The sequence below is a fragment of the Clostridium sp. CCUG 7971 genome (genome assembly GCF_017590215.1).
Classification (GTDB): domain Bacteria; phylum Bacillota; class Clostridia; order Peptostreptococcales; family Peptostreptococcaceae; genus Faecalimicrobium.
In genome coordinates, this window is the sequence record NZ_JAFFPK010000042.1 from 37,413 (window position 1) to 61,362 (window position 23,950).

Annotated in this window: 24 protein-coding genes and 1 pseudogene; all 25 read right to left on the reverse strand. The window is 28.0% G+C overall.

What is annotated here, in order from left to right:
* Positions 1-59 precede the first annotated feature (59 nt).
* The 25 genes and pseudogenes from JWF52_RS05980 to JWF52_RS19240 all read right to left on the reverse strand — a co-directional run bounded on the left by JWF52_RS05980 (position 60) and on the right by JWF52_RS19240 (position 23,938).
* Positions 60-341, reverse strand: a complete 282-nt coding sequence (locus JWF52_RS05980) for an FtsB family cell division protein (RefSeq protein WP_208332489.1) — start codon at positions 339-341, stop codon at positions 60-62.
* Between the two features lie 7 nt (positions 342-348).
* The gene (yabQ, locus tag JWF52_RS05985) at positions 349-840 is read right to left on the reverse strand and encodes a spore cortex biosynthesis protein YabQ (RefSeq protein WP_208332491.1); all 492 of its coding nucleotides are present in this window, start codon (positions 838-840) and stop codon (positions 349-351) included.
* Positions 841-1,095 carry a sporulation protein YabP gene (gene yabP, locus JWF52_RS05990; protein ID WP_208332493.1) on the reverse strand — a complete coding sequence of 85 codons (255 nt, stop codon included), beginning with the start codon at positions 1,093-1,095 and terminating at the stop codon, positions 841-843. It lies immediately after the preceding gene.
* 62 nt (positions 1,096-1,157) lie between these two features.
* Entirely contained in the window at positions 1,158-1,400 is a 243-nt protein-coding gene (locus JWF52_RS05995) for an RNA-binding S4 domain-containing protein (RefSeq protein WP_208332495.1), read from the reverse strand.
* Positions 1,401-1,488: 88 nt separating this feature from the next.
* Positions 1,489-1,767, reverse strand: a complete 279-nt coding sequence (gene hbs / locus JWF52_RS06000) for a non-specific DNA-binding protein Hbs (RefSeq protein ID WP_042278050.1) — start codon at positions 1,765-1,767, stop codon at positions 1,489-1,491.
* Positions 1,768-1,841: 74 nt separating this feature from the next.
* A complete protein-coding gene (yabN, locus tag JWF52_RS06005) occupies positions 1,842-3,296 on the reverse strand; it encodes a bifunctional methyltransferase/pyrophosphohydrolase YabN (RefSeq protein WP_208332497.1) in 1,455 nt (484 codons plus the stop codon).
* A gap of 90 nt (positions 3,297-3,386) precedes the next feature.
* Positions 3,387-5,000, reverse strand: a complete 1,614-nt coding sequence (locus tag JWF52_RS06010) for a putative polysaccharide biosynthesis protein (RefSeq protein WP_208332499.1) — start codon at positions 4,998-5,000, stop codon at positions 3,387-3,389.
* Positions 5,001-5,120: 120 nt separating this feature from the next.
* Positions 5,121-5,660: a stage V sporulation protein T gene (gene spoVT, locus JWF52_RS06015; protein ID WP_208332501.1), complete on the reverse strand. Its 540-nt coding sequence runs from the start codon at positions 5,658-5,660 to the stop codon at positions 5,121-5,123.
* Between the two features lie 98 nt (positions 5,661-5,758).
* The gene (locus tag JWF52_RS06020; RefSeq protein WP_208332504.1) at positions 5,759-6,763 is read right to left on the reverse strand and encodes a peptidylprolyl isomerase; all 1,005 of its coding nucleotides are present in this window, start codon (positions 6,761-6,763) and stop codon (positions 5,759-5,761) included.
* Between the two features lie 148 nt (positions 6,764-6,911).
* Positions 6,912-9,201 (reverse strand): annotated as a pseudogene (mfd, locus tag JWF52_RS06025) (transcription-repair coupling factor); the annotation flags it as partial.
* Positions 9,153-10,178 (reverse strand): transcription-repair coupling factor family protein, encoded by a 1,026-nt coding sequence (locus JWF52_RS19630; RefSeq protein ID WP_353654880.1) that lies wholly within the window; start codon positions 10,176-10,178, stop codon positions 9,153-9,155. The pseudogene mfd and the gene JWF52_RS19630, both read right to left, overlap by 49 nt.
* A 16-nt stretch (positions 10,179-10,194) precedes the next feature.
* On the reverse strand, positions 10,195-10,755 hold the full coding sequence (gene pth, locus JWF52_RS06030; protein ID WP_208332506.1) for an aminoacyl-tRNA hydrolase: 561 nt from the start codon (positions 10,753-10,755) through the stop codon (positions 10,195-10,197).
* A 56-nt stretch (positions 10,756-10,811) separates the two neighbouring features.
* Positions 10,812-11,447, reverse strand: coding sequence for a prepilin peptidase (locus JWF52_RS06035; protein ID WP_208332508.1), 636 nt, complete (start codon positions 11,445-11,447; stop codon positions 10,812-10,814).
* Between the two features lie 113 nt (positions 11,448-11,560).
* Positions 11,561-12,340: a prepilin peptidase gene (locus JWF52_RS06040; RefSeq protein WP_208332509.1), complete on the reverse strand. Its 780-nt coding sequence runs from the start codon at positions 12,338-12,340 to the stop codon at positions 11,561-11,563.
* Between the two features lie 22 nt (positions 12,341-12,362).
* Positions 12,363-13,607 carry a hypothetical protein gene (locus JWF52_RS06045; protein ID WP_208332510.1) on the reverse strand — a complete coding sequence of 415 codons (1,245 nt, stop codon included), beginning with the start codon at positions 13,605-13,607 and terminating at the stop codon, positions 12,363-12,365.
* 498 nt (positions 13,608-14,105) lie between these two features.
* Positions 14,106-14,540 (reverse strand): hypothetical protein, encoded by a 435-nt coding sequence (locus tag JWF52_RS06050; RefSeq protein WP_208332511.1) that lies wholly within the window; start codon positions 14,538-14,540, stop codon positions 14,106-14,108.
* Positions 14,541-14,649: 109 nt separating this feature from the next.
* A complete protein-coding gene (locus JWF52_RS06055) occupies positions 14,650-15,714 on the reverse strand; it encodes a type IV pilus twitching motility protein PilT (RefSeq protein WP_208332513.1) in 1,065 nt (354 codons plus the stop codon).
* 18 nt (positions 15,715-15,732) lie between these two features.
* Complete coding sequence (locus JWF52_RS06060) at positions 15,733-16,779, reverse strand: prepilin-type N-terminal cleavage/methylation domain-containing protein (RefSeq protein ID WP_208332514.1); 1,047 nt, start codon at positions 16,777-16,779, stop codon at positions 15,733-15,735.
* A gap of 122 nt (positions 16,780-16,901) precedes the next feature.
* Positions 16,902-17,804: a type 4a pilus biogenesis protein PilO gene (locus tag JWF52_RS06065; RefSeq protein WP_208332516.1), complete on the reverse strand. Its 903-nt coding sequence runs from the start codon at positions 17,802-17,804 to the stop codon at positions 16,902-16,904.
* Entirely contained in the window at positions 17,797-19,395 is a 1,599-nt protein-coding gene (locus tag JWF52_RS06070; RefSeq protein WP_208332519.1) for a PilN domain-containing protein, read from the reverse strand. Before JWF52_RS06070 ends, JWF52_RS06065 begins: the two co-directional genes overlap by 8 nt.
* A 14-nt stretch (positions 19,396-19,409) precedes the next feature.
* Complete coding sequence (locus tag JWF52_RS06075) at positions 19,410-20,618, reverse strand: type II secretion system F family protein (RefSeq protein ID WP_208332521.1); 1,209 nt, start codon at positions 20,616-20,618, stop codon at positions 19,410-19,412.
* Between the two features lie 11 nt (positions 20,619-20,629).
* On the reverse strand, positions 20,630-22,306 hold the full coding sequence (locus JWF52_RS06080) for a GspE/PulE family protein (RefSeq protein ID WP_208332523.1): 1,677 nt from the start codon (positions 22,304-22,306) through the stop codon (positions 20,630-20,632).
* 131 nt (positions 22,307-22,437) lie between these two features.
* Positions 22,438-22,878, reverse strand: coding sequence for a type II secretion system protein (locus JWF52_RS06085; RefSeq protein WP_208332525.1), 441 nt, complete (start codon positions 22,876-22,878; stop codon positions 22,438-22,440).
* A 47-nt stretch (positions 22,879-22,925) separates the two neighbouring features.
* Entirely contained in the window at positions 22,926-23,483 is a 558-nt protein-coding gene (locus JWF52_RS06090; RefSeq protein WP_208332527.1) for a type II secretion system protein, read from the reverse strand.
* A gap of 20 nt (positions 23,484-23,503) precedes the next feature.
* The gene (locus tag JWF52_RS19240; protein WP_502711244.1) at positions 23,504-23,938 is read right to left on the reverse strand and encodes a type II secretion system protein; all 435 of its coding nucleotides are present in this window, start codon (positions 23,936-23,938) and stop codon (positions 23,504-23,506) included.
* Positions 23,939-23,950: the final 12 nt, after the last annotated feature.

Here is a 23,950-nt window from a genome sequence, read left to right on the forward strand (position 1 = left end):
TCTCTCCTTATCTTTTGTTTAGTTAGAATACTTAATTATGTAAAAAGAAGGCAACTAAGTTACCTTCTTCCCATGTCAATATATATAGTTTCATCTGGCTTAACCATATTTAATCTTTCTCTTGCAACGGTTTCTAAGTCTTGAGTATTATCTACTTTTTTAAGATTTTTTATTTCTTCTTTAGTCTCACTTATTTGTTTGTTTAAGCTTGCTATCTCACCTTTATACTCTTTTAACTTTGTAAGTTGAAATATAAACCCCGTTATTAAACTTACACAGATACAAAGTACAAATACAGACATAACCGCAAACTGACCAGAAAATTTTTTTCTTATGTTCATATCTAATCTACACCCTTTTTCTTTTTATTTTACTTTTAGATTTTCTTTTTACAGCACTCTTAGTTGCTAAAATCATATTAGGTATATAAAATATCATATCAAATAAAAAGTGAATTGAGTAGATTATAATGTAATACAAATTGTTTGAAATACTGACTATGTATTTTACAGTTTTTATGAAAAAACTTGTTATTAAATAAATTATTTTATTTATTATTGATAAAATAAATTTACTTACGGTGTTGTAATATAAGATAAAACCAATAAATAATGCCACAAAATGATAATATCTAAGTTCAAAAGATTCTACAGTATTTACTGTTATAAATATTACCAAGGTAGCTAAAATCCAAAATATTGCATCAAATACTACTGAGAAGTATTTCATAAACTTAAAATTGGATTTTAGAGCCCTGTAAATATCAAATAGTAAACCTATAACTATTCCACCATAAATAGTTGCATAGAAAGAACTTGCATCTTGAGTAAATGGCATCATCTACTTAAATACTTTCTTAAAGAAATTTTCTTGTGGCTGTTTAGGTTTAGCATATACTATAGAATTTATTGTTCCAGTTACACTTATAATATTTTCATCTATGCTTAATTTGCTCATGTCTAGGTTCTCACCTTCTATTACCATTTCACCTGCAGAAGTTTTTACTTCTACCTTTTTGTCATTAAAAGAATATATATGCTCTACACCCGAAATAACTAAGTTTTCTCTTTCTTTCAATGTTATATTATGTTCCATAAGATCCCCCCAGTTAATATTTCAATTCATACTACTATAAATATACTGCGGGAATACTAAATTTATTCTACTATCTCATACATTTCTTTGGCATCATTTTTTAGTACATGCTCTCTTATTTCATTTATTTTAAATTTCATTATTTTTTCCCCGAATTTTATTTCTAATAAATCTCCTATATTAACCTCTGATGAAGATTTAGCTACTTTTCCGTTTATAGTAACTATTCCTTTATCACATGCATCTTTAGCTACAGTTCTTCTTTTTATTATTCTTGATACTTTTAAAAATTTATCTAATCTCATATTTCATCCTCCTAAGTTGTAACTTTTGCTATTATATCATTATACAGAAAAAGTGTGGTAATTATCCCACACTTTTTTCACTAATTAATTATCCATTTATTATATCTTTAAGCCCTTTTCCAGCTTTGAATACTGGAGCTTTAGAAGCTGGTATTTCTATAACTTCTTCTGGGTTTCTTGGGTTTCTACCTTGTCTAGCAGCTCTTTCTCTTGTTTCGAATGTTCCAAATCCAACTAATTGAACTTTTTCACCTTCTACTAATGCTTCTTCAACAGATTTCATAAAAGCGTTTAATGCAGCTTCTGCTTCCTTCTTTGTTAATTCACTTTTCTCAGCTATTTTTGATACTAATTCAGCTTTGTTCACGATACTACCTCCTAAAGTTTTTATAATATAGAATTTAATTTTAATAAAAATTCTAGATTTTTGACAAATTTATTTTATAGTTTGTTGGCTTTAGCCTTATTCCAAAGTTTGTCCTTTTCCTCAAGTGTCATTTTTTCAAAATCTTTATTTAGATTCATTGCACTTTTTTCCATAAATTCAAATCTATTTATGAATTTTTGGTTTGTACAGTTCAAGGCTTCTTCTGGGTTTATATTTAAAAATCTAGCTAAATTTACTATAGAAAATAATAAATCTCCTAGTTCTTCCTTTATGTATTTTATATTTCCTGCTTTGCATTCGTCAAGTAATTCTTGATATTCTTCTTCAATTTTTTTAAATACATCCTCTATCTTGTCCCAATCAAATCCAACAAGTGCTGCTTTATGTTGAACCTTGTCAGCCTTTAAAAGTGCTGGTAAATACGTTGGTATCCTCTTTAATCCATCAGTTATACTAGTTTCACCTTTTTCCTCTTGCTTTAATTCTTCCCAAGTCTTTTCAAAATTAGACATATCTAAGTCTTGTCCATTAAAAACATGAGGATGTCTATGTATAAGCTTTGTACATATTCCATTTATAACTTCTTTTAAATCGAAAAATCCTTCTTCTTGCCCTATTTGACAGTGGAATATTACTTGTAGTATAATATCTCCTAATTCTTCTATGATCTCATCTACATCATCATTGTCAATAGCTTGGCAAAGCTCATAGCTTTCTTCTATAAGGTATTTTTTTAGCGATTCATGTGTTTGTTTTTTATCCCAATCACATCCAGATGGACCTCTTAATATGCTCATTATTTTTTCTAGCTCATGTACTGTATTATACATCTTTTTAGTACTTTTTGGTATATATAAACTGCTTAAATAACTAAATAAATTTTCACTTCTATCTAGTTCATGTAATGGAACATACTTCTTACTCTCTAGATTCTTAACACCTGCACCATTTACTATACATACTTCTTGATCATAATCATAATATTCCATTAATTTTAGCTTTATATTTGATGCTATAAAATGATCATATATTTGAGTTACTATCATGTTAGTATCTGTGTCTATATATGAATTTTCTATTTCAAAAGCATCTAGTAATTTAAACCCATTTGCTGGGTCTATAGCTAAATAATTAAACATCGCGTCTACAAAGCTCATAGAAGCTATTGTTTCCACTTCTATGTTGTTTTGCTTAGCTAGTCTTTCTATTATGCTTACAGTCTTTTCTGCGACCCTTGGATGGCCTGGTACTGCATATACTAAATCTCCATCCTTAGATGCTTCTACGATAAACTTAGAAATTTTGCTGTATACATTTTCAAAATTTTCTTCGCTATCATAAAAATGGTCTAGAGAAATATATTTTATAGTTTCTTTAAGCTTGTCCACAGTAGGATGTTTTTCTGTCCTTAGAAAAATTCTAGAACTTGATTGTAAAGCTTCTAATGCGCCTTGGCTTATTAGAGAATAATCTCCTGGTCCAAGTCCTACAATACTTATTTTTCCCATATCATAACTCCTCTTACTTATTTAATAACACAAACAAAGGAAATTTTCTACATATAATTATTCCCTTTGCTTGCATTTCTATTGTTTTTTCTATCTCATAAGGTTAAGTTTTTTAAGTAATTTATAAATCTTATTACCTTTTGGCATAGTTAATACTTCTTCTTTTTTAATTCCACCTATGAATAATAGTACTAATCCGTAAACAACTGCACCTATTGCAATTGCTATAACAGTTGCTAATTTACCACCGATTATTCCACTTAGTAATCCATACCCTAGCTTAACTACAACAAACATAGTTATAACTGTTATTAATGGTTTTATAACAAACTCGTTAGGTGAGAATTTTATATGTGTTGATTTTTTTATATAAGATAATTCTATTAAAACTGCTATTAAGTAAGCCGATACTGTTCCTAATGCAGAACCAAATACATTTATTTCTGGTATAGCTGTTAAAGTATAACTTATAACTATTTTAAATAACATACCTACACCTAATGCTATAACTGGAACCATTGGTTTTCCCATACCTTGAAGTATACCATTCATAGTTTGCATTAATCCTAAGAACACTACACAAGGAGTAAGAACTAAAAGTAAAGTTCCCACCATTGGTGGTTGACTTGGATATAAAAGCCTCATTATAGGTGATGCAAGTGCTGCAATACCAAATGCTGCTGGAAGTACCATTAATGATGTTACTTTTATAGCACTTTTTATATCTTTTTTAGCTTTTGCTTTGTTGCCTACTGCATATGATTCAGATATAGCTGGCACTAAACTCATACTCATTGCAATAGTTATTACTGATGGTAAGTTTATTATTGCCATAGCAAACCCAGTTAATTGACCAAACATTGCGTTTGCTTGATCAACAGTGAACCCTGCTACAGCAAGTCTTCTTATAACTATAACAATATCTACCATATTAACTAAAGGCATAACTGATGCACCTATTGTTATAGGTATTGCAACTACTAAGATTTTCTTTAATATTCTAGAAACAGATTCGTCCTTGAAATGCTTACTTGCTTTTATCTCAGCCTTACGTTGCTTTCCTTCTCTTAAGTAAGCTAAAATTAAGTAAATTATAGAAACTATAGCTCCTATAGTAGCCCCAGTTATTGCACCTGCAGCTCCTAATTCAGGACCATTAGAATTCATTAGATAATATGCTAATCCTAACCCTAAAGCAACTCTGAAAAATTGCTCCGCGATTTGAGAAACTGCTATTTTTGTCATTTCTTTTCTACCTTGAAAATACCCTCTATAAGAAGACATCACAGGCACAAATAAAAGCGCTGGTGAAATTGCAATCATTGCATAATATGCACCTGGATTTTTTATTATATTGTTTACTATGTAATTCGCACCAAAGAAAAATATAGCAAATGCTATAAGTCCTGTCATAAATAATATTGTATATGACACCTTAAATATCTTATGCGCTCCTTTATAATCACCAATTGCTGATTTTTCTGAAACTAATTTAGCAAGTGCAGTTGGAAAACCCGCTGTTGCTAATGTTAAAAATAAAGTATACACAGGATACGCTGCTTGATAATATCCCATACCTTCTTCCTCTATTAAGTTTCCAAGAGGAATTCTGAAAAATGCACCTATTATTTTAACGATTATACCTGCCGCTCCAAGTATAAAGGCGCCTTTTAAGAATGAGTCTTTATTCTTGTTATTATTCATAACATAACCTCCATCTTATTTATATAACAAACTTTAATATATCATATATTCAACAACTTATTCAATATATTACTATAACTTTAAAAGACCCTAAAAATTTAGGGTCTTATTTTAAAATAACTATTGAACTTGTTTTCCTAAGAAATTAGCAGCTATTTTTAATATTTTTTCTTCACCTTCAGATAACGCATTTGACTCTTTAGAAACTAGTATTATAGATCCTATGCAGTCTCCTGAAGAACTAACTATCGGCATTATTACCTGACTAGTATACTCCATTGTATCGTCTTTATGCAAAGCTAATATTTTACTATTATCGCTATGTTTTACTTCTCTATTTTCTATTAGCTGTTCAAGTTCATCACTTATGCTTTTTTCTTTATAGTCTTTTTTGGATAATTTTGAAACAGCTATTATAGAATCTAAATCCGTAACTAAAACTCCATAGCCTAAAGTTTCTCCTAAAGTTTCTGCATATTCTTGAGAAAATTCATTTAACTCTCCTATTGGTGAGTATTTTTTTAATATTACTTCTCCATCTTTCGCTGTAAATATCTCTAGCGGATCTCCTTCTCTAATTCTTAGAGTCTTTCTTATCTCCTTAGGAATTACAACCCTTCCTAAGTCATCTATTCTTCTAACAATCCCTGTCGCTCTCATTAAATTGATCCCTCCATTAGTAACTTTAAGCTTATTTTTACCAATGAAAAGAAAATTATACAAAAAAGCTATGTTTTACTAAACATAGCTTTTTATTTTTAGAATTTTACACTCTCTATTGATTTTTCATTTTTTTCTATTTTTGCATCTTTTGTTAATTTCTTAATAGTTTCTGTATATTTATTGCCTAATAATTTGTCTTTTATAGTATCTTTAACTTCATCAAAAGTTAATTGTTTTTGTGATTTATCAGTTACTTTTATTATATGATATCCAAATTGAGTTTCTACTAATTCAGATATTTCACCTACTTTTAATCCCCAAGCAGCAGCTTCAAATTCAGGAACCATTGCTCCTTTTTCAAAGAAATCTAAATCTCCTCCCTTAGCACCTGATCCTTTATCATCTGAGTACTCTTTTGCTAAAGTTGCAAATTCTTCTCCATTTTTAGCTTTCTTAAGTATATCTTCAGCTTTCTTTTTAGCTTCTGCCTTTTTAGCTTCAGAAAGAGGTTTGTTATTTTCATCAACTGTAGATATTAATATGTGAGATGCTCTAACTTTATCCTCATAGAATTCTTTTTTATTATCTTCGTAATATTTTTTTATATCTTCATCGCTTATTTTTGTAACTTTTTTAAAGTTATCTTGATAATTTTGTATTGCTAATCCAATTTCTTGCTCTTTCTTTATATCTTCATTCGTTATACCAAGCTTTTTCATATTTTCTTTGTAAGCTTTATTTTCTGCTATACTTTTTTCAAATTCTTTAAATTTCTTATCTACGTCTTCTTTAGATGGTAATAAATTTTCTTTCTTAGCTTGTTCAAATAATATTTGAGTATTTATCATTTGCTCCATAACTGAATCTTTAAAGAACTCTTTATATTTTTTACCTTTTTCTACTTCCATGTCCCATATACTTTCTCCATACATAGACTCAGTAGCTTGCTTATTTAAATCTAAAGCCTTTTTATACTCCGCAACAGTTATCTTCTTATCATTTACTGTCGCTACAACATCATCGTTCTTAGGACCGCTACTACAAGCAGTCATAGACACCCCTAACATTATAGACATAGCTATTGCCATTATCTTCTTCAAATTAAAACACCCTTTCTGTTATTAAGTTATTTAACACTACACATTTTTTCTAATAGTTCTTCCAATTCTGTAACTATATTATACCCTACTTTTTCCTTTGTCTTGTATCTAGTTGTAGGAATTAATAATATTTCATCTTTAACTTGTCTTATTTTTTCTATTTTAAGCTTTTTACATAACGTTTTTATATAAGCTATCTTTAACAGACACTGAACTGCTTTTGGTATATCTGAGAATCTATCTTCTAACTCTTCAGATACATCATTCATATCATCTTTATTTTCTATAGAAGCAATCTTTTTATACATTTCTATTTTTAATAATTCATCAGTAATATAAGTATCTGGTATATATGCATTTACACTTAAATCAATTTCTACATCTAGCTCTTCAACTATTGGCTCACCTTTAACTTTCTTAATAGCATCATTTAACATCTTGACATATAATTCATACCCTATTACTGCCATATGACCATGTTGTTGAGATCCTAATATATTACCTGCTCCCCTTATTTCAAGGTCTCTCATAGCTATTTTAAATCCTGATCCAAATTCAGTGAACTCTCTTATAGCCTTTAGTCTTTTCTCCGCTATTTCGCTAAGCACTTTATCTTTTTCATACATTAAATATGCATAACCTTGTCTAGAACTTCTTCCAACTCTACCTCTTAGCTGATAAAGCTGTGCTAGCCCCATTTTATCTGCATCATATACAATCATAGTATTAGCATTTGATATGTCCATACCAGTTTCAATTATAGTTGTACAAACTAATACATTAAATTCCTTGTTTAAAAATCCTAAAATTATATTTTCAAGTGCCTTAGATGTCATTCTTCCATGTGCTACAGCAACCCTTGAATCAGGTATTAATTTTTGTATCATACTAGCCATTTCTTCTATACGTTCAACTCTATTATATACAAAGAATACTTGACCACCTCTACCTAATTCTTTTTCAATCTCATCTTGTATTATACTTTCCTTACCTTCTGTAACATAAGTAATTACTGGATGTCTTTCTTGAGGAGGTTCTTCTATAACACTCATATCTCTTATTCCACTAAGAGACATATGAAGTGTTCTTGGAATAGGCGTAGCAGACAATGTAAGCACGTCTACAGTTGATTTTATTTGTTTTAGTGCTTCTTTATGTCTAACTCCGAATCTTTGCTCCTCATCTATAACTACAAGTCCTAAATTAGATAAAGTTATATCTTTAGATACTATTCTATGAGTACCTATTAAAACATCTACTAAACCTTTTTTAGCATCTTCTATAATTTGTTTTTGTTGCTTTGGAGTTTTAAATCTACTTAAAACTTCTACCCTTATTGGATAATTCTCAAATCTTTCTTTAAATGTATTATAATGTTGTTGAGCAAGTATTGTCGTAGGAACTAATACTGCAACTTGCTTTTGTTCCATACAAGCTTTAAATATTGCTCTTATAGCCACTTCAGTTTTACCATATCCAACATCTCCACAGATAAGTCTATCCATGACTTTGTCTGATTCCATATCTTTTTTAGTTTCTTCGATAGCCTTTAATTGATCATCTGTTTCCTGGTGAGGGAATAACGATTCAAACTCACTTTGCCAAGGTGTATCTTTATCAAACTTATATCCTTTTACTTTTTCACGTTTAGCATAAAGTTCTATAAGATCTTTTGTCATATCTTCTATTTCTTTTTTAACCTTAGCTTTAGCCCTGCTCCATTCGTTTGTTCCAAGCTTATTTAATTTAACTTTTTCAACATCTGCACCTATATATTTTTGTACCTTGTCCATTTGATCTATTGGTACATATAAATTGTCTCCACCTTGGTAAACTATTTTCATGTAATCCTTTTTAATAGAATTAACAGTAATCTGTTCAATACCTGTGTATCTACCAACACCGCTATTTTCATGAACTACATAGTCACCAACATTTAAATCCATAAATGATTCTATTTTTTTACCTTTTTTAGCCTTACTTGATTTTGAAGTTGATGTTCTTTTATGAACACCTATCATTTCATTATCAGTAATAATTGCAAATTTTATAGACTTATACTCAAATCCATTACTTATACGAGCAGGTATAATTACTATTTGAGAAGACTTTAACTCCATATCCCTATCTTTAGCTATTATAGATTCTAAACCTAAATCTAATAAATCAGAATGTAATTTTTTAGCTCTATCTGATGTATTCGTCGCTAAAATAATTTTATAACCGTTATATTTTAACCTATTTAATTCTTCAACTAAAACCTCAGATTTAGCATTGAAATTTGGTATTTCTCTGCATTCAAAATTAACAATAGATTTTATATTAAAATCATTTATAGGTTTTGGCAGTAGTGTGTTTAATACTAATTTTTTATTTTCTGAAATAAACTCTAAATCACTATAACCATATAGTAGTTTACCTTGATTTTTATAGCTAATCCTCTTTCAAGGTTTAGCTTATAGTTTTCTCTAAATTCATTAGTGTAATTTTCGCATCTTTCTTTTGTTCTGCTTATATCATTGAAAAATACGATTGCATCATCCTTTAAATAAGTAAATAAACTTTTATTCTCGTCTGTATAAATATAATCTATATAATTTTCTATACCTTCAAAATAAGTTTTACTAAGTATATTATCTATATCGTTAAATACATCTTCATTAGTATTTTTTGTAGTATCTTTTTTTACTCTGTTAGCAGCATCTTCAGTTATAGGAGGGTATATAAATTCCCTAGACGGAGTTATAGAAAACTCTTTTATCTTCTCTATAGATTTTTGTGAAAATACATCAAAAGTTCGTATAGAATCTATCTCATCATCAAATAATTCCATACGAATTGGGTTTGTATATTCTAGAGAGAAAATATCTACTATTCCTCCTCTTATACTAAATTGTCCAAATCCTTCTATTGCTGATACTCTTTCATAACCTAATGAAACTAATTTTTCACTTAATTTTTCTAAATTAATAATATCCCCTATCTTATAAGTAGATATATTTTCTAATAATATATCCTTAGGTGTATATTTTTTCAGAATAGCTTCAATAGATGTTACTAAAATTATATCTTCACCTTTAGCTAATTTTAGCAACACCTTTAATTTTTTAGCTTCTTCATTTCTATCCTTTGCATCTAAATGATAAAAGTGAATATCTCCAAATCCTAAATACTCTACCTTATCTTTCATATAAAAACTTAAGTCCTCATATATTTTTTTAGCTTCTAAATCGCTATTTGCTACAAATACGATTTGTCTATCTAAATCTCTAAATATAGAATATGTTATATGAGGTTTTTGCATTGGTAAAAGACCATTAATTAGTAATGATCCTTTATTTTTTTGTATGCAATTTATTATATCTTTATATTCTTTTGAATTTTGCAAAGGGTATATAAAAACATCTTCTTTCATTTAAATCCCCCTCTTGCTATCCGTTATACTTATTCATAGATAAATCTATATTTTCTCTTATAATGCAATCTACGGCATTACAGGCCTTTTCTAACCCTGTTGCTAAATCAATAGCTTCTTCTTTTCTAAACCTTGATAATACAAAGTCAGCTAGGTCTTGTCCTGGCGTTGGTTTAGAAACACCAACTCTTACTCTTGGGAAATCTGTTGACCCAAGGCATTTAGTGATTGATCTCATACCATTGTGAGTTCCACCACTACCCTTTTTTCTTATTCTTATTTTTCCAACGTCTAAATCGATATCATCATATATTACTATTATATTGCTCAAATCTACTTTATAGTATTTGTATATATCTATTAAAGTTTCTCCGCTTAGATTCATATATGTTTGTGGCTTAACTAATAAAACCTTTTCTGCTCCTACTCTTCCTTCTCCAATTAAAGCCTTATGTTTTATCTTCGTCACACTTATGCTATATTCCTTCGCCAACATATCTATAACATCAAAACCAACATTGTGTCTTGTCTTATCATACTGTTTTCCTGGATTTCCTAACCCTACTATTACGTACATTTCGTCTCCTCCTTTAATTGTTGATTATGTGAAATTTTACTTCGCCCATACATGGTTCAAAATAATCGATCGATATTATAAAAATAAAAATTTAATAAATCGTATTTTGTTAACATTATCATAATCGTTGCTAATGATATAAATGGTGCAAATGGTATTTTTCTTATTTTACCTTTTTTTATTAAAATTAAATACATGCAATATATAGAAGCTAAAATAAAAGATAAAATAATCAAATAAAAACTATAATTGTATCCCAACGAAAAACAACATAAGCCAAATAAGCCTATGTCTCCTTCTCCTAATCCTTTGGTTGTTTTTGCTAATACAAATGGTATCGTTAGCCCTATTAATAATGCTACTATATAGTTTATCAATTCTTCTTTAGAATTTATTGTTATTAGGAAAATTGCACCTTGAACAATTATACCACTAACTAATGTTATATCATATATGTATGTTGTTTTATAGTCTATTATTGAGATAATTATTATAAATGGTAATAATAATATGTATTTAATAAAATCTGATGTTGATTGATATTTATAATAAATTAATACTGTAGTTAATACTATACTTACGTATATAAATGATGTTATATACTTAGTTTTTATTATTTCTTTGCATATTTTATATAAGCATTTGTCTGCTAAATACGCTAAAATTATAGAAATTCCTATTATATAAATCATAATTTTATATAATAGTAGGGTTAATATTAGTATTAACCTTATTTCACATCTTTAATTCAATATATTATTTATTATATAAAAAAGATAATCGTTAGTTCTATTATCCTTTTTCATTAAGCCAATATATCTAAATACCAGTTTATTATATTAGTTCCACATAGAACTGTTATTAATGCACCTACAGATATAAATGGTCCATAAGGTATCATTGAGTTGTAATCTAGTTTCTTTATTTTACTATATATTACTACTCCTATACCATAAATCGCACCTACATATATACTTAGAAGTATTGTTAAAAGTCCCCCCTTTATTCCAAGGAATAAACCAGTCATAAAAAAGAGTTTTATATCTCCTCCGCCCATTACTTCTTTTTTAACTATAAATTCTATTAAATTTATAAGTATTAGCATTCCCCCGCCACATATTAGTGCTCCTAATATACTGTCTTTTAGTGCTATTCCTTGACCTGTTAAATTAAATAATACTGCAAATATTAATCCAAATATTATTAGACTATCTGGTATTATAAAGTGGTCTATATCTATAAAAGTTACTATTATAAGTAGTGATATTAATACTAAATAATATAGAGTTATATAGTTTAGTCCATATACATTATATATTAATACAAATAATATACCTGTTAATAGCTCTATTAGTGGATATCTTGGAGATATCTTTTGACCACAGTATCTACATTTCCCATTTAAGAATACCCAGCTTAGTATTGGTACTAGATCTAATACTTTTAGTCTATTATTACAATAATAACAGTGCGATGGCGGATTTGATATTGATTGATTATTTGGTATTCTAAATATACATACATTGAAGAAACTTCCAAATATCACTCCAACTATAAATACATATATTTGTATTATATATTCCATTTTAAATTATCCACCTATCCCTTTATTTTTTATCCCAACTAATTACTTCATATTTAATATTATAGTTTTTGTCAGACATTATTTTATCTACTACAACATTTATCTTTGATTCTATTTTGTATTTTCCTGATATACTTTCGATTTTAATTGGAATTTTTATATAAGCACCTTCCTTAAGTATTTCATATTTAGTGCTTGTTTCTTCTTTTATAAATGACCTATCATATTCTCTATCATCATATATTGATATTTTACTTTTAAAATCTCTTCCTTCTTTTCCTGTACATCCTAATTCATCATCAACATATAAGTATAATTTATTATCCGGAGCTAAGTTGGGATCTAATTTTGATAGCTCATTTTGTATATATTCTTTTAAAAGTTCTAATTCTAAACTTATAGTACTTATCCTATTTAAAAAAATGTTAAATAAATCTTCTGTTAAGTAGTTTCCATATATCTTTTTCATATCTGCTTGATTTAATATATTAAAATCTTTTATATCTTTTATTTTTTTTATATTCTCTATGCTTTTATTTAGTTCATTTATGTAAATTCTTAAGTTTTGTATGCTATGAGGGTTACCTATAAAATTTTGTATGTTATTATTTATATCTAGTAATTTATTCTTTATATCCCTAATATAGTTATGAGCTTCTTTATCTGTCGATGATATTTTAAAATTATTATTCATATCCCTTACGCATAAATCCATATTTCTTATGCATTTACCTATTATATATTTAATATTTATTACAGGGTTTTGATTACCAAACATAATGCTTGATAAGTATTCTTTCGCAATCAATATTTCTTCTCTAACTAATCTTTTTTCATGATTGTTAGATCCTAGATTTGGTGAATTCAATAGCGTTTCAATCAACTTTTTAATTTCTACTAAATCAGGATTTTTAGATTCTATTTTTTGCAATATATTATTGATACCATCTTCAATATTACCACTATTATTATTTATATATTTAGCTTGTAGTAAATATTGCTTAACTATTTCTAAGGGCAACCTATCCATCTTATTTTCAGTAACACTTCCATCTAATCTTATTGTTTTTAAATATTCTGAAAGTCCAATTTCTACCCCAGATTCAGCCAAATATTTTTCTCCTATATAAGCCTCTGTGCTTTTATTTAGCTTTATTTGATTATATATTTGGCTGTAAATCATACCTATAAATATAGTAATCAATACTAGTGCAAATATAGCTAATGTTAGTGTAGAACCTTTATTATTCTTTAATTTCTTGCACATTTACTATCCCTTTCTATTAGAAATATATATTTTAAACTTTATTTTACTATTTAAATATCATTTTAGTCGTCCCATGTATATCCATATTAAAAGATATGTTTTTTATTTCCCTTCCTTCTTTTATCTTAATAATACAACCATCATTATTATCTTTTGAATTAATTACATCTTTAATGTCTATATCACCATATCCTTTTATAGATACATTAGGAGATTTAATTATAAAGTCACCATTTGATGAAACTTTAATTTCAGAAGTTTTTATATATTTTTCTTTGAACTTACTTTTAAAAATCTCTGGATTTAGTGTCCACCTTTGATTACTAAGGATATCTATTATTTCAATTTCTTCATTTTCAAAATCTATAATAATTTTTACAGGTTTATACTCTTTATCTGAAAATTTATCTATCTTAAAAATTTCATTTCCTACTGAAATATTAGCTTCATAGATATCATCATCTGTTTCAATTATTATATCTGTATTAGCTATATCTTCTATAACAATTGGGGTGCTAATTTTAGGTGATACATCAAATCTATATATATCATTTTTTCTATATAAATACCTACTTTATATAAATTATTTTCTTTGTCCAAATCTATTGAAAAAGGTCTTTCTTTATTTAAAATAGGTTGTTTATTTATTATTTCAAATTTAACTCCATCTTTCTGCCTCTCTACTGTATAATTTAATCCATCTTTGTATGTCACATATTTAATTACAGTATCATCATACATTTTTATATCATAGCTATAACTAGATTTTCCATTATCAGTAATCTTTACTTCTTTACTTTTCTCTAAATCCTTACTTAAGTATTTATTAAGTAAATTAGCAGACTGTTGAAATCCGGTAATAATACTTTGACTTTTAGTAGTTTTAGTAATTCCATTTATAATGTTATATCCAATAAGTATAACTGAAATCATTATAGAAATAGCTATAATAACTTCAATAATAGTGATGCCCTTTATATTTTTTAACTTTTCTTTAATACCAGCCCCCCCTAACTAGACATATAAATTTTTTATATAAATACTAATAGTTATTTCCACCAATTATCCTTGATGTATATTCATAATCAGTACATCTACTAAGTACACTTTCTCTCGATATTTTTCCTTGTCTATATAAACTAGCAAGTTCCTGATCCATAGACTGCATACCTAATTTAGATCCTGTTTGTATTATATTTTGTATTTGATATGTTTTATTTTCTCTTATTAAATTTCTTATAGCTGATGTTGCTATCATAACTTCAAGAGCTGCCACTCGATTTCTTCCATCTATCGTCGGTATCAATTGTTGAGATACTACACCCTCACAAACAGTAGATAACTGTGTTCTTATTTGTTGCTGCTGTTCAGCTGGGAACATATCTACTATTCTATCTATAGTTTTCGCTGACCCTATTGTATGTAAAGTAGAAAAAACTAAATGTCCTGTTTCTGCTGCTGTTAGTGCTATCGAAACAGTTTCAGGATCTCTCATCTCACCTACCAAAATAACATCTGGGTCTTGTCTAAGTGCTGCCCTAAGCGCTGAACTAAAACTTTCAGTATCACTTCCAACTTCTCTTTGATTAACTATGCTTTTTTTATGATTATGTACATACTCTATAGGATCTTCTAATGTTATTATATGTCTTTCTTTATTCGTATTTATTATATCTATTAAACTTGCTAAAGTTGTACTCTTTCCACTTCCTGTAGGTCCTGTTACTAAAACTAGTCCTTTGTGTTTTTCTGAAAATGTAGATATAACATCTGGTAATCCTAAATTTTTAAATGTTGGTATCGTTGCTGTTATTGTTCTTATTGCTATTGCGTAATAACCTCTTTGTTTATATGCATTAACCCTAAATCTATCTCCGTTATCAATAGACACAGAAAAATCAACCTCTCCATGTTCTTGCAATCTCTTAAACTTCCTAGATCCAGTTATTTCCCTGGACATATCTTCCGTATCTTGAGGAGTCAAACTATCTTCCCTAAGATTTACAAACTTTCCTTTTACCCTAGCCCTTGGTGGGCAATCGACAGTTATATGTACATCTGATGCACCAAGCTCTATCGCTATCTCTAGCAAGCTAAATATATTCATATTCTTTCTCCTTAGTAACTAATTATTTTTACTTTTCCCAAATGAAACCCTAAAATATTCTCCTCCATAATTATTCAATTGTTTTATTACATCAAATTCTATATTAACTTCTTCAGACTCTCCAATATAAAATTCAAAATATCTTTCTTCTTTATTTAATTCATGCTTTACTAATTCCCCATTTATCTTTATATCTCTAATTAAGCTATTTCTAGATTCATCTCCTATTCGTGACTCTATTTTAATATATGATGGCTTATAATATTCTCTAAATAATGTATCATTGTTATTATCAAAAAAATATTCTTTATCATTGACAACACTATTTAAATATATCTTATTATTATTGACTCCTGGTTTAAAAGATATTTTAAATGTAGTTTTTTCACTAAGATTTACACTTGATTCATTATTTTTTGTATTTAAAATTCTATTATTAGTAGTATTTATATCATTTCCTACATGAAGTGAACTACTACTTCCATTAAAATATATGTACGATATTCCATTTATAAAATCTGGATCTGGCTTATTTTCTGTTGGAGGATTTGGTTTTTGTTCTGTATCTATATCATTGTTATTCTTACTCAATATAGATGTAGATAACTCAACCTTTCTTTTAGTAAAATGCTTATCTTCTGATTCGACAAGTACATAGATATGAAATAAATACATTTTATCTACAATATTTTCTTTATATAAGTTTAATTTTATATCGTATTTTCTTGGTTTCATTTCATCATCATTATAATTTTTCTTATAGTTTTTAGTTTTTTCATTTATATCACTTATATCTATTTTATCGCTTATCTCATTTATTTGATTTATTTCAACCTTATCTTCGCCTACATTTAAATATGTTTTATCCCCTAAAGTTTTTATTTGATTTCTTAAATTCTCTAGCTCATTTTGAGCTAAATTTAATGCTTTTATATCTCTATCATTTTTTGTATTAACTCTTATTGAGCTATTATATATTTTAAAAAATGCAAACATTATAAATATGATTATTGCTAAAGATATCAAAACTTCTAATAAAGTAAATCCTTTATTTTTTCTATCCAATATAATTCACATCCTTGCATAACTAATTCATTACATTTATTAATGTACTCTTATAAACAAATTGCATCTTAATAGACTTAGACTATAAGATGCAATTTATAATTTTTTAGTTTAAATTCTGTCTAATTCGATGTATCTTGGAATGGATTATACTTACCAGGTTTCCAAGTTGATGGATTATCAGTCTCTAGCTTAATTATATCTTTATCTGAACTATATACTATAAAGTTAATATTTGCTGATATATCTCCACTCGCTTTTGATGTAACTTTCACATCTATAGTGTTTGCTACATCCCCTACACAATCCGGATCTGGTTTTCTCCCTCCACTTTGAGTTGGTGTTCCATATAGAACATTTCCTTCTATCATATTGCTGCACTTTTTATCCAAATGATAATTAGTATCCTCTCTAGTCCAATATACTCTTTTAGTAGTATCTTTTTTTACCTCAGTCATTTTAGCAGTCATATTATAATCCATTACTTGAGTTATATTTTTTTGTTCTTCTAAGTAATAAATTAATTCTCTTATTCTTCTATAATCTCCCTCTACATTTAACGACATTGGTATTGCATAGAAATTCGTATAATCTACACTATCTGATATTTGGTAGTTATTTAACTTTATATCTAAACTTTTCATAACTTTATCAAGACCTATTAAGAATAAGCCATCTTCCATATCATGGCTTAGTTGCTTGCTTTTTACTCTAACTTCTCTTGTTAAGTTATCTAATTTTTCTTGTTTTACTGGAAGTTCTTCTAATTCTTTTTTATAATTATTCAGCTCATTTAATGAACTATCAAGATTATTTTTAGACTCCATAAATTTATTAAATTTCGGATATACAATAAAATAACCATATAAACCTAAAATTAAAACTACTCCTAAAGTAATAAATAGTCCTTTAGCACTAATTTCTCTTTTTAGAATGTCTTTTTTAAATAAGTCTTTTATATCTGCTTGCCATATACTCTTTTTCTCTTCAATATCTTTATTAATTTCTTTTGTTTCTCTACTCATTAGTTATCAATCCCTCCTTTAATTTAGCTGTTATACTAAAACTATAGGAAGTTTTTTTACTATTTTCATCACCTGATATTTTTTCAGTCACTCCCGAAAACTTAACTTCTTCAAAATACGGTAATAACTTAAGATTATATACAAATTTAGCAATATCAGTTGGAGTAGCTCCCGTTCCACTCATACTTATACTATTTGGTACTTTATCATATAAAGGTATCTCTTTTTCTGCTTTAGTAGCTTTAGTTTTATTTTCATCATCTGAATTACTATTGATATTTTCATTACTTGTACTATCTTCCTGTTTAATATCTTGCGGTATATAATATAAGTTTAAATTTTCTAACCAAACTTTATAAGGAATATTCTTGTCTATTGCTGTAAGCATTTCACCCCATCTAAGTTCTCTATTTGTAAGCATATCATATATTTCTATTTCCTCTTGCTTAAGCTTGATCTTATTTTCTATATCATCAATCTGCTTATATTCTTCTTTAATATCAACTATTTGAGTATTAACTTCTTCTAACTTATTATCATTTAATTTTTTCATCATAATTAATGATATTATCGGTATGTAAAGTACTATTAATCCTAATGGAATTATCTTTAAAATTTTCGATATCTGTTTTTTTCTTTCTTGTTGCCTTTTAACTTCTATAGGTAATAGATTCATTCTATTGTATTGAGATTTTTCAGACTCTCTTAGCATACATCCTATAATGTCAACTATCATATTAAGCTCATTATATTGAATATCACCTTTTATATCTGTATATATATCATATAAATTTTCTATTCCTGGTATTATTTCACTACTAAACAATCTAGAGAAATTTTTTTTAATTCCTTCATTATGAGCATATTTTCCAACTATTAAAATGGTATCTACTATCTTACCAAAGTTTCTTGATGAATAATAATTCATAAGTCCATTAGCTTCGTCGACTAGTCTGATATAATCATAATCTTGTGCATTGTTACCTAACTTAACCGGAACGTTATCGTGAATATAAAGAGAATCTTCTTTATATATTTCTATAGCACTACTATAATCTCCAGTGTCGACAATCATAATATCGCTATATTCAACTTCTTTTAATACCCTCGAATATGATGCTGGTAATATATCTATACATTCTAGCTTTAAATTATTTTCAGTAAAAATATCTATTATAGATTCAGCTTCTTTAGTGTATAAACCAGCTAATATTAAATCTAAATATTCTTCACCTTGGTCACTAAATTCTCTTAATACTTCATACGAAAAGTTATATTCCTCTCTTTCAAGAGAAATCATTTCATCTATTTCCATAGACATAATAGCATCTAAATCTTTTGAGTCTATTTTCGCTATTTTATTAGATTTAACAATTACATCATTTGTATTTAAACATAATATAGCACTCTTTGCCTTTGATTTATTTATTTTAAGAGCGTACTTTAATAAATTATATTTATCTGTGAAATTTGCTTCTACGTCATCTGATGATAAAAAATATACATCATCTATGATGAATTTGTCTTTCTTATAATATCCATCAACTACAGAAATAAAATCTCCATAGTAGGATATATAAAGTCTACTCATTTGTATATTTCCTCCTAAATTGCGTCATAAATACTTAACATTGGTAAAAATACACCTATTACTAAAAATGCTACCATTACCCCAACCGTTACTATCATTATTGGTTCAATCATCGATACCATTCTATTTAAATATATTTCTGCTTCATGTTCATAAAACTCTGACATTTGATTACTTATATTTTCTAGTTGACCAGTTTGCTCTCCTATAGAAATCATTTGTATAAGAACAGGATCAAAGTATCCTGATTTTTCAAGATTGTCTGCCAGAGATTCTCCTCTTATAACCCCTTCTTTTGCTTCTTTTACTGCATTTTCTGCTATTGAGTTATTTAAACTCTCTCTTATATAATCCAATCCTTGAAGTAATGGAAACCCCGTTGAAATAAATAAATAAAGTGCCTTTGAAAATCTCATTGATACAATCGCATTTATACCTTTATTAAGTAAGGGTATTTTTGTAACTAAGAAATCCTTATTATGCCTACCAATAGGTGTTTTGATATATTTCTTAATTAGTAAAAATCCAAGTATTATTGCTAATAAAACTACATACCAATATGTCTTCATAAACATACCCATATTCATTATAAATCTACTTAAAGGTGGCATTGTTGCTCCAGTTTCTATAATAGATTCCATCATCTTTGGCATTATAAAACTAGTAAATATAAATAACATAATAAAGCTTACTACTCCAACTATAGCTGGATATGTAGATGCATTCCTTATTTTTTGAGTTATTCTATGCTCTCTTGCATAAAATGTTGCCATGCTTTTTAATACATCTTCAAGTGTCCCTGTAGCTTCACCTGTTGCTACCATCGCTGATAATAATTTTGGAAACTTTGATTTATCATCTAGCATAGAATCTGCTAAAGTTGAACCAGATTTTATATCATTTACTAATCTATTTATTTCTTCAGATAAAGTTTTATTTCCTGACCTTTTAGCTAAACTCTCTAGTCCCGTTATACTATTTATACCCGATGAAATTATTATTCCATATTGTCTACAGAAGTGACTTATTGTATCTGATTTAAGATTTTTCTTAGAGTATTTCCTATTGCTGAATAAAGATCGTTCTTTATATTCTTTAATTTCTAAAACTCTAACCTTTTTTTCTCTTAACTTTTTCCTCGCATCATTAAAGTCGTTAGCACTTATTACTCCCTTAGTCTTTTTTCCATTTAACATTAATGCTGTATATTTGTAATTCTTCATTTAACCACCTCTTATTGAGCTGCGAATGTTACCTTTAACATTTCTTCTATTGTAGTAGTTCCATCTAAAACTTTTTTTACTGCATCATCTTTTAGAATTTCCATTCCATGTAGCTTAGCTGTATCCAATATTTCATCTTCTTTAGCACCTGAATTTATTAAATTTCTTATTTCTTTATCCATCATAAGAATTTCATAAACACCAATTCTACCTTTGTAACCTTGATTTCCACACCTAGGACAACCTACTGATTTGTATAATTTAATTTCTTCATTTGCTAAACACCCTAAAGCTTGTTTTTCTCCCAATTCAGCACTATATGGTTCTTTACAGTCATTACATAACTTTCTTACTAGACGTTGAGATACAACACCTATTATAGATGATGTTATTAAATAACTAGCAACATTCATATCTATAAGCCTTGATATTGCGCCTATTGCTGTATTTGCATGAAGTGTGCTTAAAACTAAGTGACCTGTTAATGATGCTCTTATTGCGATTTCTGCTGTATTTAAATCCCTTATTTCTCCAACCATTATAATATCTGGATCTTGACGCATAAATGCCCTTAATGCATTTGCAAAATCAAGACCTGCTTTTACATTTATTTGTGATTGATTTATACCTTCAAGCTCATATTCTATTGGATCTTCTATAGTTAATATATTTTGTTCTATATTATTTAATTGATTAAGCATTGAATATAGTGTAGTTGTTTTACCACTTCCGGTTGGTCCAACTACTAATATAAGTCCGTATGGTTTTGATAGTAGTTCATCATATGCTTTAATATTATTATCATTTAAACCAAGCCCATGTTTTCCAACCATAAAACTTGCTTTATCAAGTACCCTCATAACTACTTTTTCATCTTTGCTAGTTGGCATTGTAGATACTCTGAAATCGATACTCTTATTATCTATATTTTGAATGATTCTTCCATCTTGAGGAAGTCTCTTTTCTGATATATTAAGTCCTGCCATAATCTTTATACGACTTATTACTGCTTTATATGGCTTGGAGCTTGTTTTCATATGTTCTCTAAGTAGTCCATCTACCCTAAATCTAATTCTCATAAAATCTCCATCTTGCTCAATATGTATATCACTAGCTTTTATTCTAACGGCGCTTTCCATTACACTATGTACTAATCTTACTATTGGTGCTGCATTTACATCATCATCTAAATTTATTTCATCATGAGCACTTTCTTTTTTTGTTTGAACATACTCATTTATTGCTTTATTTAAATCAGCACTTGAGTAAGATGAGTCTATTGCTTGATTAATTTCTCCCATACTTGATATATATGGTATTATACTTTTTCCTGATATTCGACGTATATCTTGCATAGCAACTCTATCTTGTGGGTCTGCCATTGCGACTGATAAGTGATTATTTTCTATTTTAAATGGGAATATTGTATATCTTTTACATATGTTTTCTGGTATTAAGCTTGTTGCCCTTGGGTCTATCATTGATAGTGTTAATAATACACTTTCTATATTTAAAAGCTCTGTAAGTACTGAAGTTAATGTTTCTGCACTTATTAAACCTTGTTCTATCAAAATTTCTCCGATTCTTTTACCTGTACCTCTTTGTAGAGATAATGCTCTTTCTAGTTGTTCATTGGATATATATCCACTCTCAACTAATTTATCTCCTATCCTTACTTTTTGTGACATTTTACTCACCCCGTCTCCAAATAATTATAGCACCTTTTTACTCTGTTCGTTACATTATATAATGTATAGTTTACATACAAAAATAGCTATATTTATATTAAAAATATAGCTATTTTTGTATTAAATATTTATTATTTTTTTATTATAGTCATAGTTACTAAATTATCTGATCCTACAACTATAGCTCTATTTGAGTCCGCTTCTATCTTATTCTTTATATCTTCAGGTATTGTTTGACTTGCTGTAAATGTTATTTTGAATTTTGCTTCTGAATCTGATGCCCCAATTTTATAATCGCCTCCAAAAGGTGAATCAGTCGGTACAGATTCCATATATTCATCTAAATCTGTATCTGTAGTACCTGTTAGAGCTGTAGGGTAATCATTTTTATCTGAGTAGTATGATAATGTTGCGCTTTTAAATGCATTATAATCTGCTAATAAGTCTGCTGCTTTTGCTTTATTTATATTTTTAAATAATGCAGGTACTGCTACTACTGCTAATATTCCTATTATTGCTATTACTACTAATAGTTCTACTAACGTAAATCCTTTTTGATTTTTCTTTTTCATATCTTATAACCTCTCATACTTATATATTTTTAATTTTATAGTACAAATTAATTAGACGGTATTGCTAAAGTATTTTTTATAAGTATTAATCCTATCGTAACATTGTCACCAACTATATTAGACCCATTAGAATTAACTTCTTCAAATTTCCCATTCGCAACTAAACCTACCGTAGTTCCAAGTTCAGATTGTAATTTTTTTGCTTGATCTTCACTTATTTTATTTCCTGTAGATACTAACGCTAAAGACTGTGAACCATCTTTTCCACTTTTAGGATCTACAGTTACAGTTTCTATTTTATAATCTCCTGTTGTAGCCAATGGTGATTTTGATGGTACACTTTCCATATACTCTGATATCTTGGCATCCCATTTAATTTCTGTGCCTCCTGTTGGGGTTGATGTTACAGGATATTCATTTTTATCTGTATAGTATGATAATGATGCACTCTTAAATGCATTATAGTCTGCTTGTAAATCTGCTACCTTTGCCTTGTTTATATTCTTAAATAATGCTGGTACTGCTACTACTGCTAGTATTCCTATTATTGCTATTACTACTAATAGTTCTACTAACGTAAATCCTTTTTGATTTTTCTTTTTCATATAAACTCCCCCTATTAACTTTAGTTTGGTGAATATATACTTACATATACACCATATATATTTGATTCATTTGGAGTTGTCGTTACACATTTCCAAACTTTCTTTAACTCTTCATCTTTCTCAAAATATTTTCTTGAAATAGCATTTTCACTTACTTCCATACCAATGTCAATTCTCTCTAACTCTTTTGAATCCTTTTTATATACTGGAATTATATTGTATCCCTTATTTCTCACATTTACTGTAAAAGGAGTCCTTTTAGGCATTTCTTCCATATTTTCAGACATTTCATTTTTATTAATTGGTAACCTATTATTTTCAGTATAATATACCATTGAAGATGACTTAAATGCATTAAGCTCCGATTTTAATTTTGCCATTTTAGAATTGTTTATATTTTTAAATAATGCCGGCAATGCTACTGCTGCCAGTATTCCTATTATTGCTATTACCACTAATAACTCTAC

Coding starts and splice junctions, on each gene's coding strand:
- JWF52_RS05980 (WP_208332489.1), bottom strand. CDS start 341: ATGAACATAAGAAAAAAATTTTCTGGTCAGTTTGCGGTTATGTCTGTA.
- yabQ (WP_208332491.1), bottom strand. CDS start 840: ATGATGCCATTTACTCAAGATGCAAGTTCTTTCTATGCAACTATTTAT.
- yabP (WP_208332493.1), bottom strand. CDS start 1,095: ATGGAACATAATATAACATTGAAAGAAAGAGAAAACTTAGTTATTTCG.
- JWF52_RS05995 (WP_208332495.1), bottom strand. CDS start 1,400: ATGAGATTAGATAAATTTTTAAAAGTATCAAGAATAATAAAAAGAAGA.
- yabN (WP_208332497.1), bottom strand. CDS start 3,296: ATGGGAAAAATAAGTATTGTAGGACTTGGACCAGGAGATTATTCTCTA.
- JWF52_RS06010 (WP_208332499.1), bottom strand. CDS start 5,000: ATGAATAATAACAAGAATAAAGACTCATTCTTAAAAGGCGCCTTTATA.
- spoVT (WP_208332501.1), bottom strand. CDS start 5,660: ATGAGAGCGACAGGGATTGTTAGAAGAATAGATGACTTAGGAAGGGTT.
- JWF52_RS19630 (WP_353654880.1), bottom strand. CDS start 10,178: ATGAAAGAAGATGTTTTTATATACCCTTTGCAAAATTCAAAAGAATAT.
- pth (WP_208332506.1), bottom strand. CDS start 10,755: ATGTACGTAATAGTAGGGTTAGGAAATCCAGGAAAACAGTATGATAAG.
- JWF52_RS06035 (WP_208332508.1), bottom strand. CDS start 11,447: ATGATTTATATAATAGGAATTTCTATAATTTTAGCGTATTTAGCAGAC.
- JWF52_RS06040 (WP_208332509.1), bottom strand. CDS start 12,340: ATGGAATATATAATACAAATATATGTATTTATAGTTGGAGTGATATTT.
- JWF52_RS06045 (WP_208332510.1), bottom strand. CDS start 13,607: ATGTGCAAGAAATTAAAGAATAATAAAGGTTCTACACTAACATTAGCT.
- JWF52_RS06050 (WP_208332511.1), bottom strand. CDS start 14,540: ATGATTTCAGTTATACTTATTGGATATAACATTATAAATGGAATTACT.
- JWF52_RS06055 (WP_208332513.1), bottom strand. CDS start 15,714: ATGAATATATTTAGCTTGCTAGAGATAGCGATAGAGCTTGGTGCATCA.
- JWF52_RS06065 (WP_208332516.1), bottom strand. CDS start 17,804: ATGAGTAGAGAAACAAAAGAAATTAATAAAGATATTGAAGAGAAAAAG.
- JWF52_RS06070 (WP_208332519.1), bottom strand. CDS start 19,395: ATGAGTAGACTTTATATATCCTACTATGGAGATTTTATTTCTGTAGTT.
- JWF52_RS06075 (WP_208332521.1), bottom strand. CDS start 20,618: ATGAAGAATTACAAATATACAGCATTAATGTTAAATGGAAAAAAGACT.
- JWF52_RS06080 (WP_208332523.1), bottom strand. CDS start 22,306: ATGTCACAAAAAGTAAGGATAGGAGATAAATTAGTTGAGAGTGGATAT.
- JWF52_RS06085 (WP_208332525.1), bottom strand. CDS start 22,878: ATGAAAAAGAAAAATCAAAAAGGATTTACGTTAGTAGAACTATTAGTA.
- JWF52_RS06090 (WP_208332527.1), bottom strand. CDS start 23,483: ATGAAAAAGAAAAATCAAAAAGGATTTACGTTAGTAGAACTATTAGTA.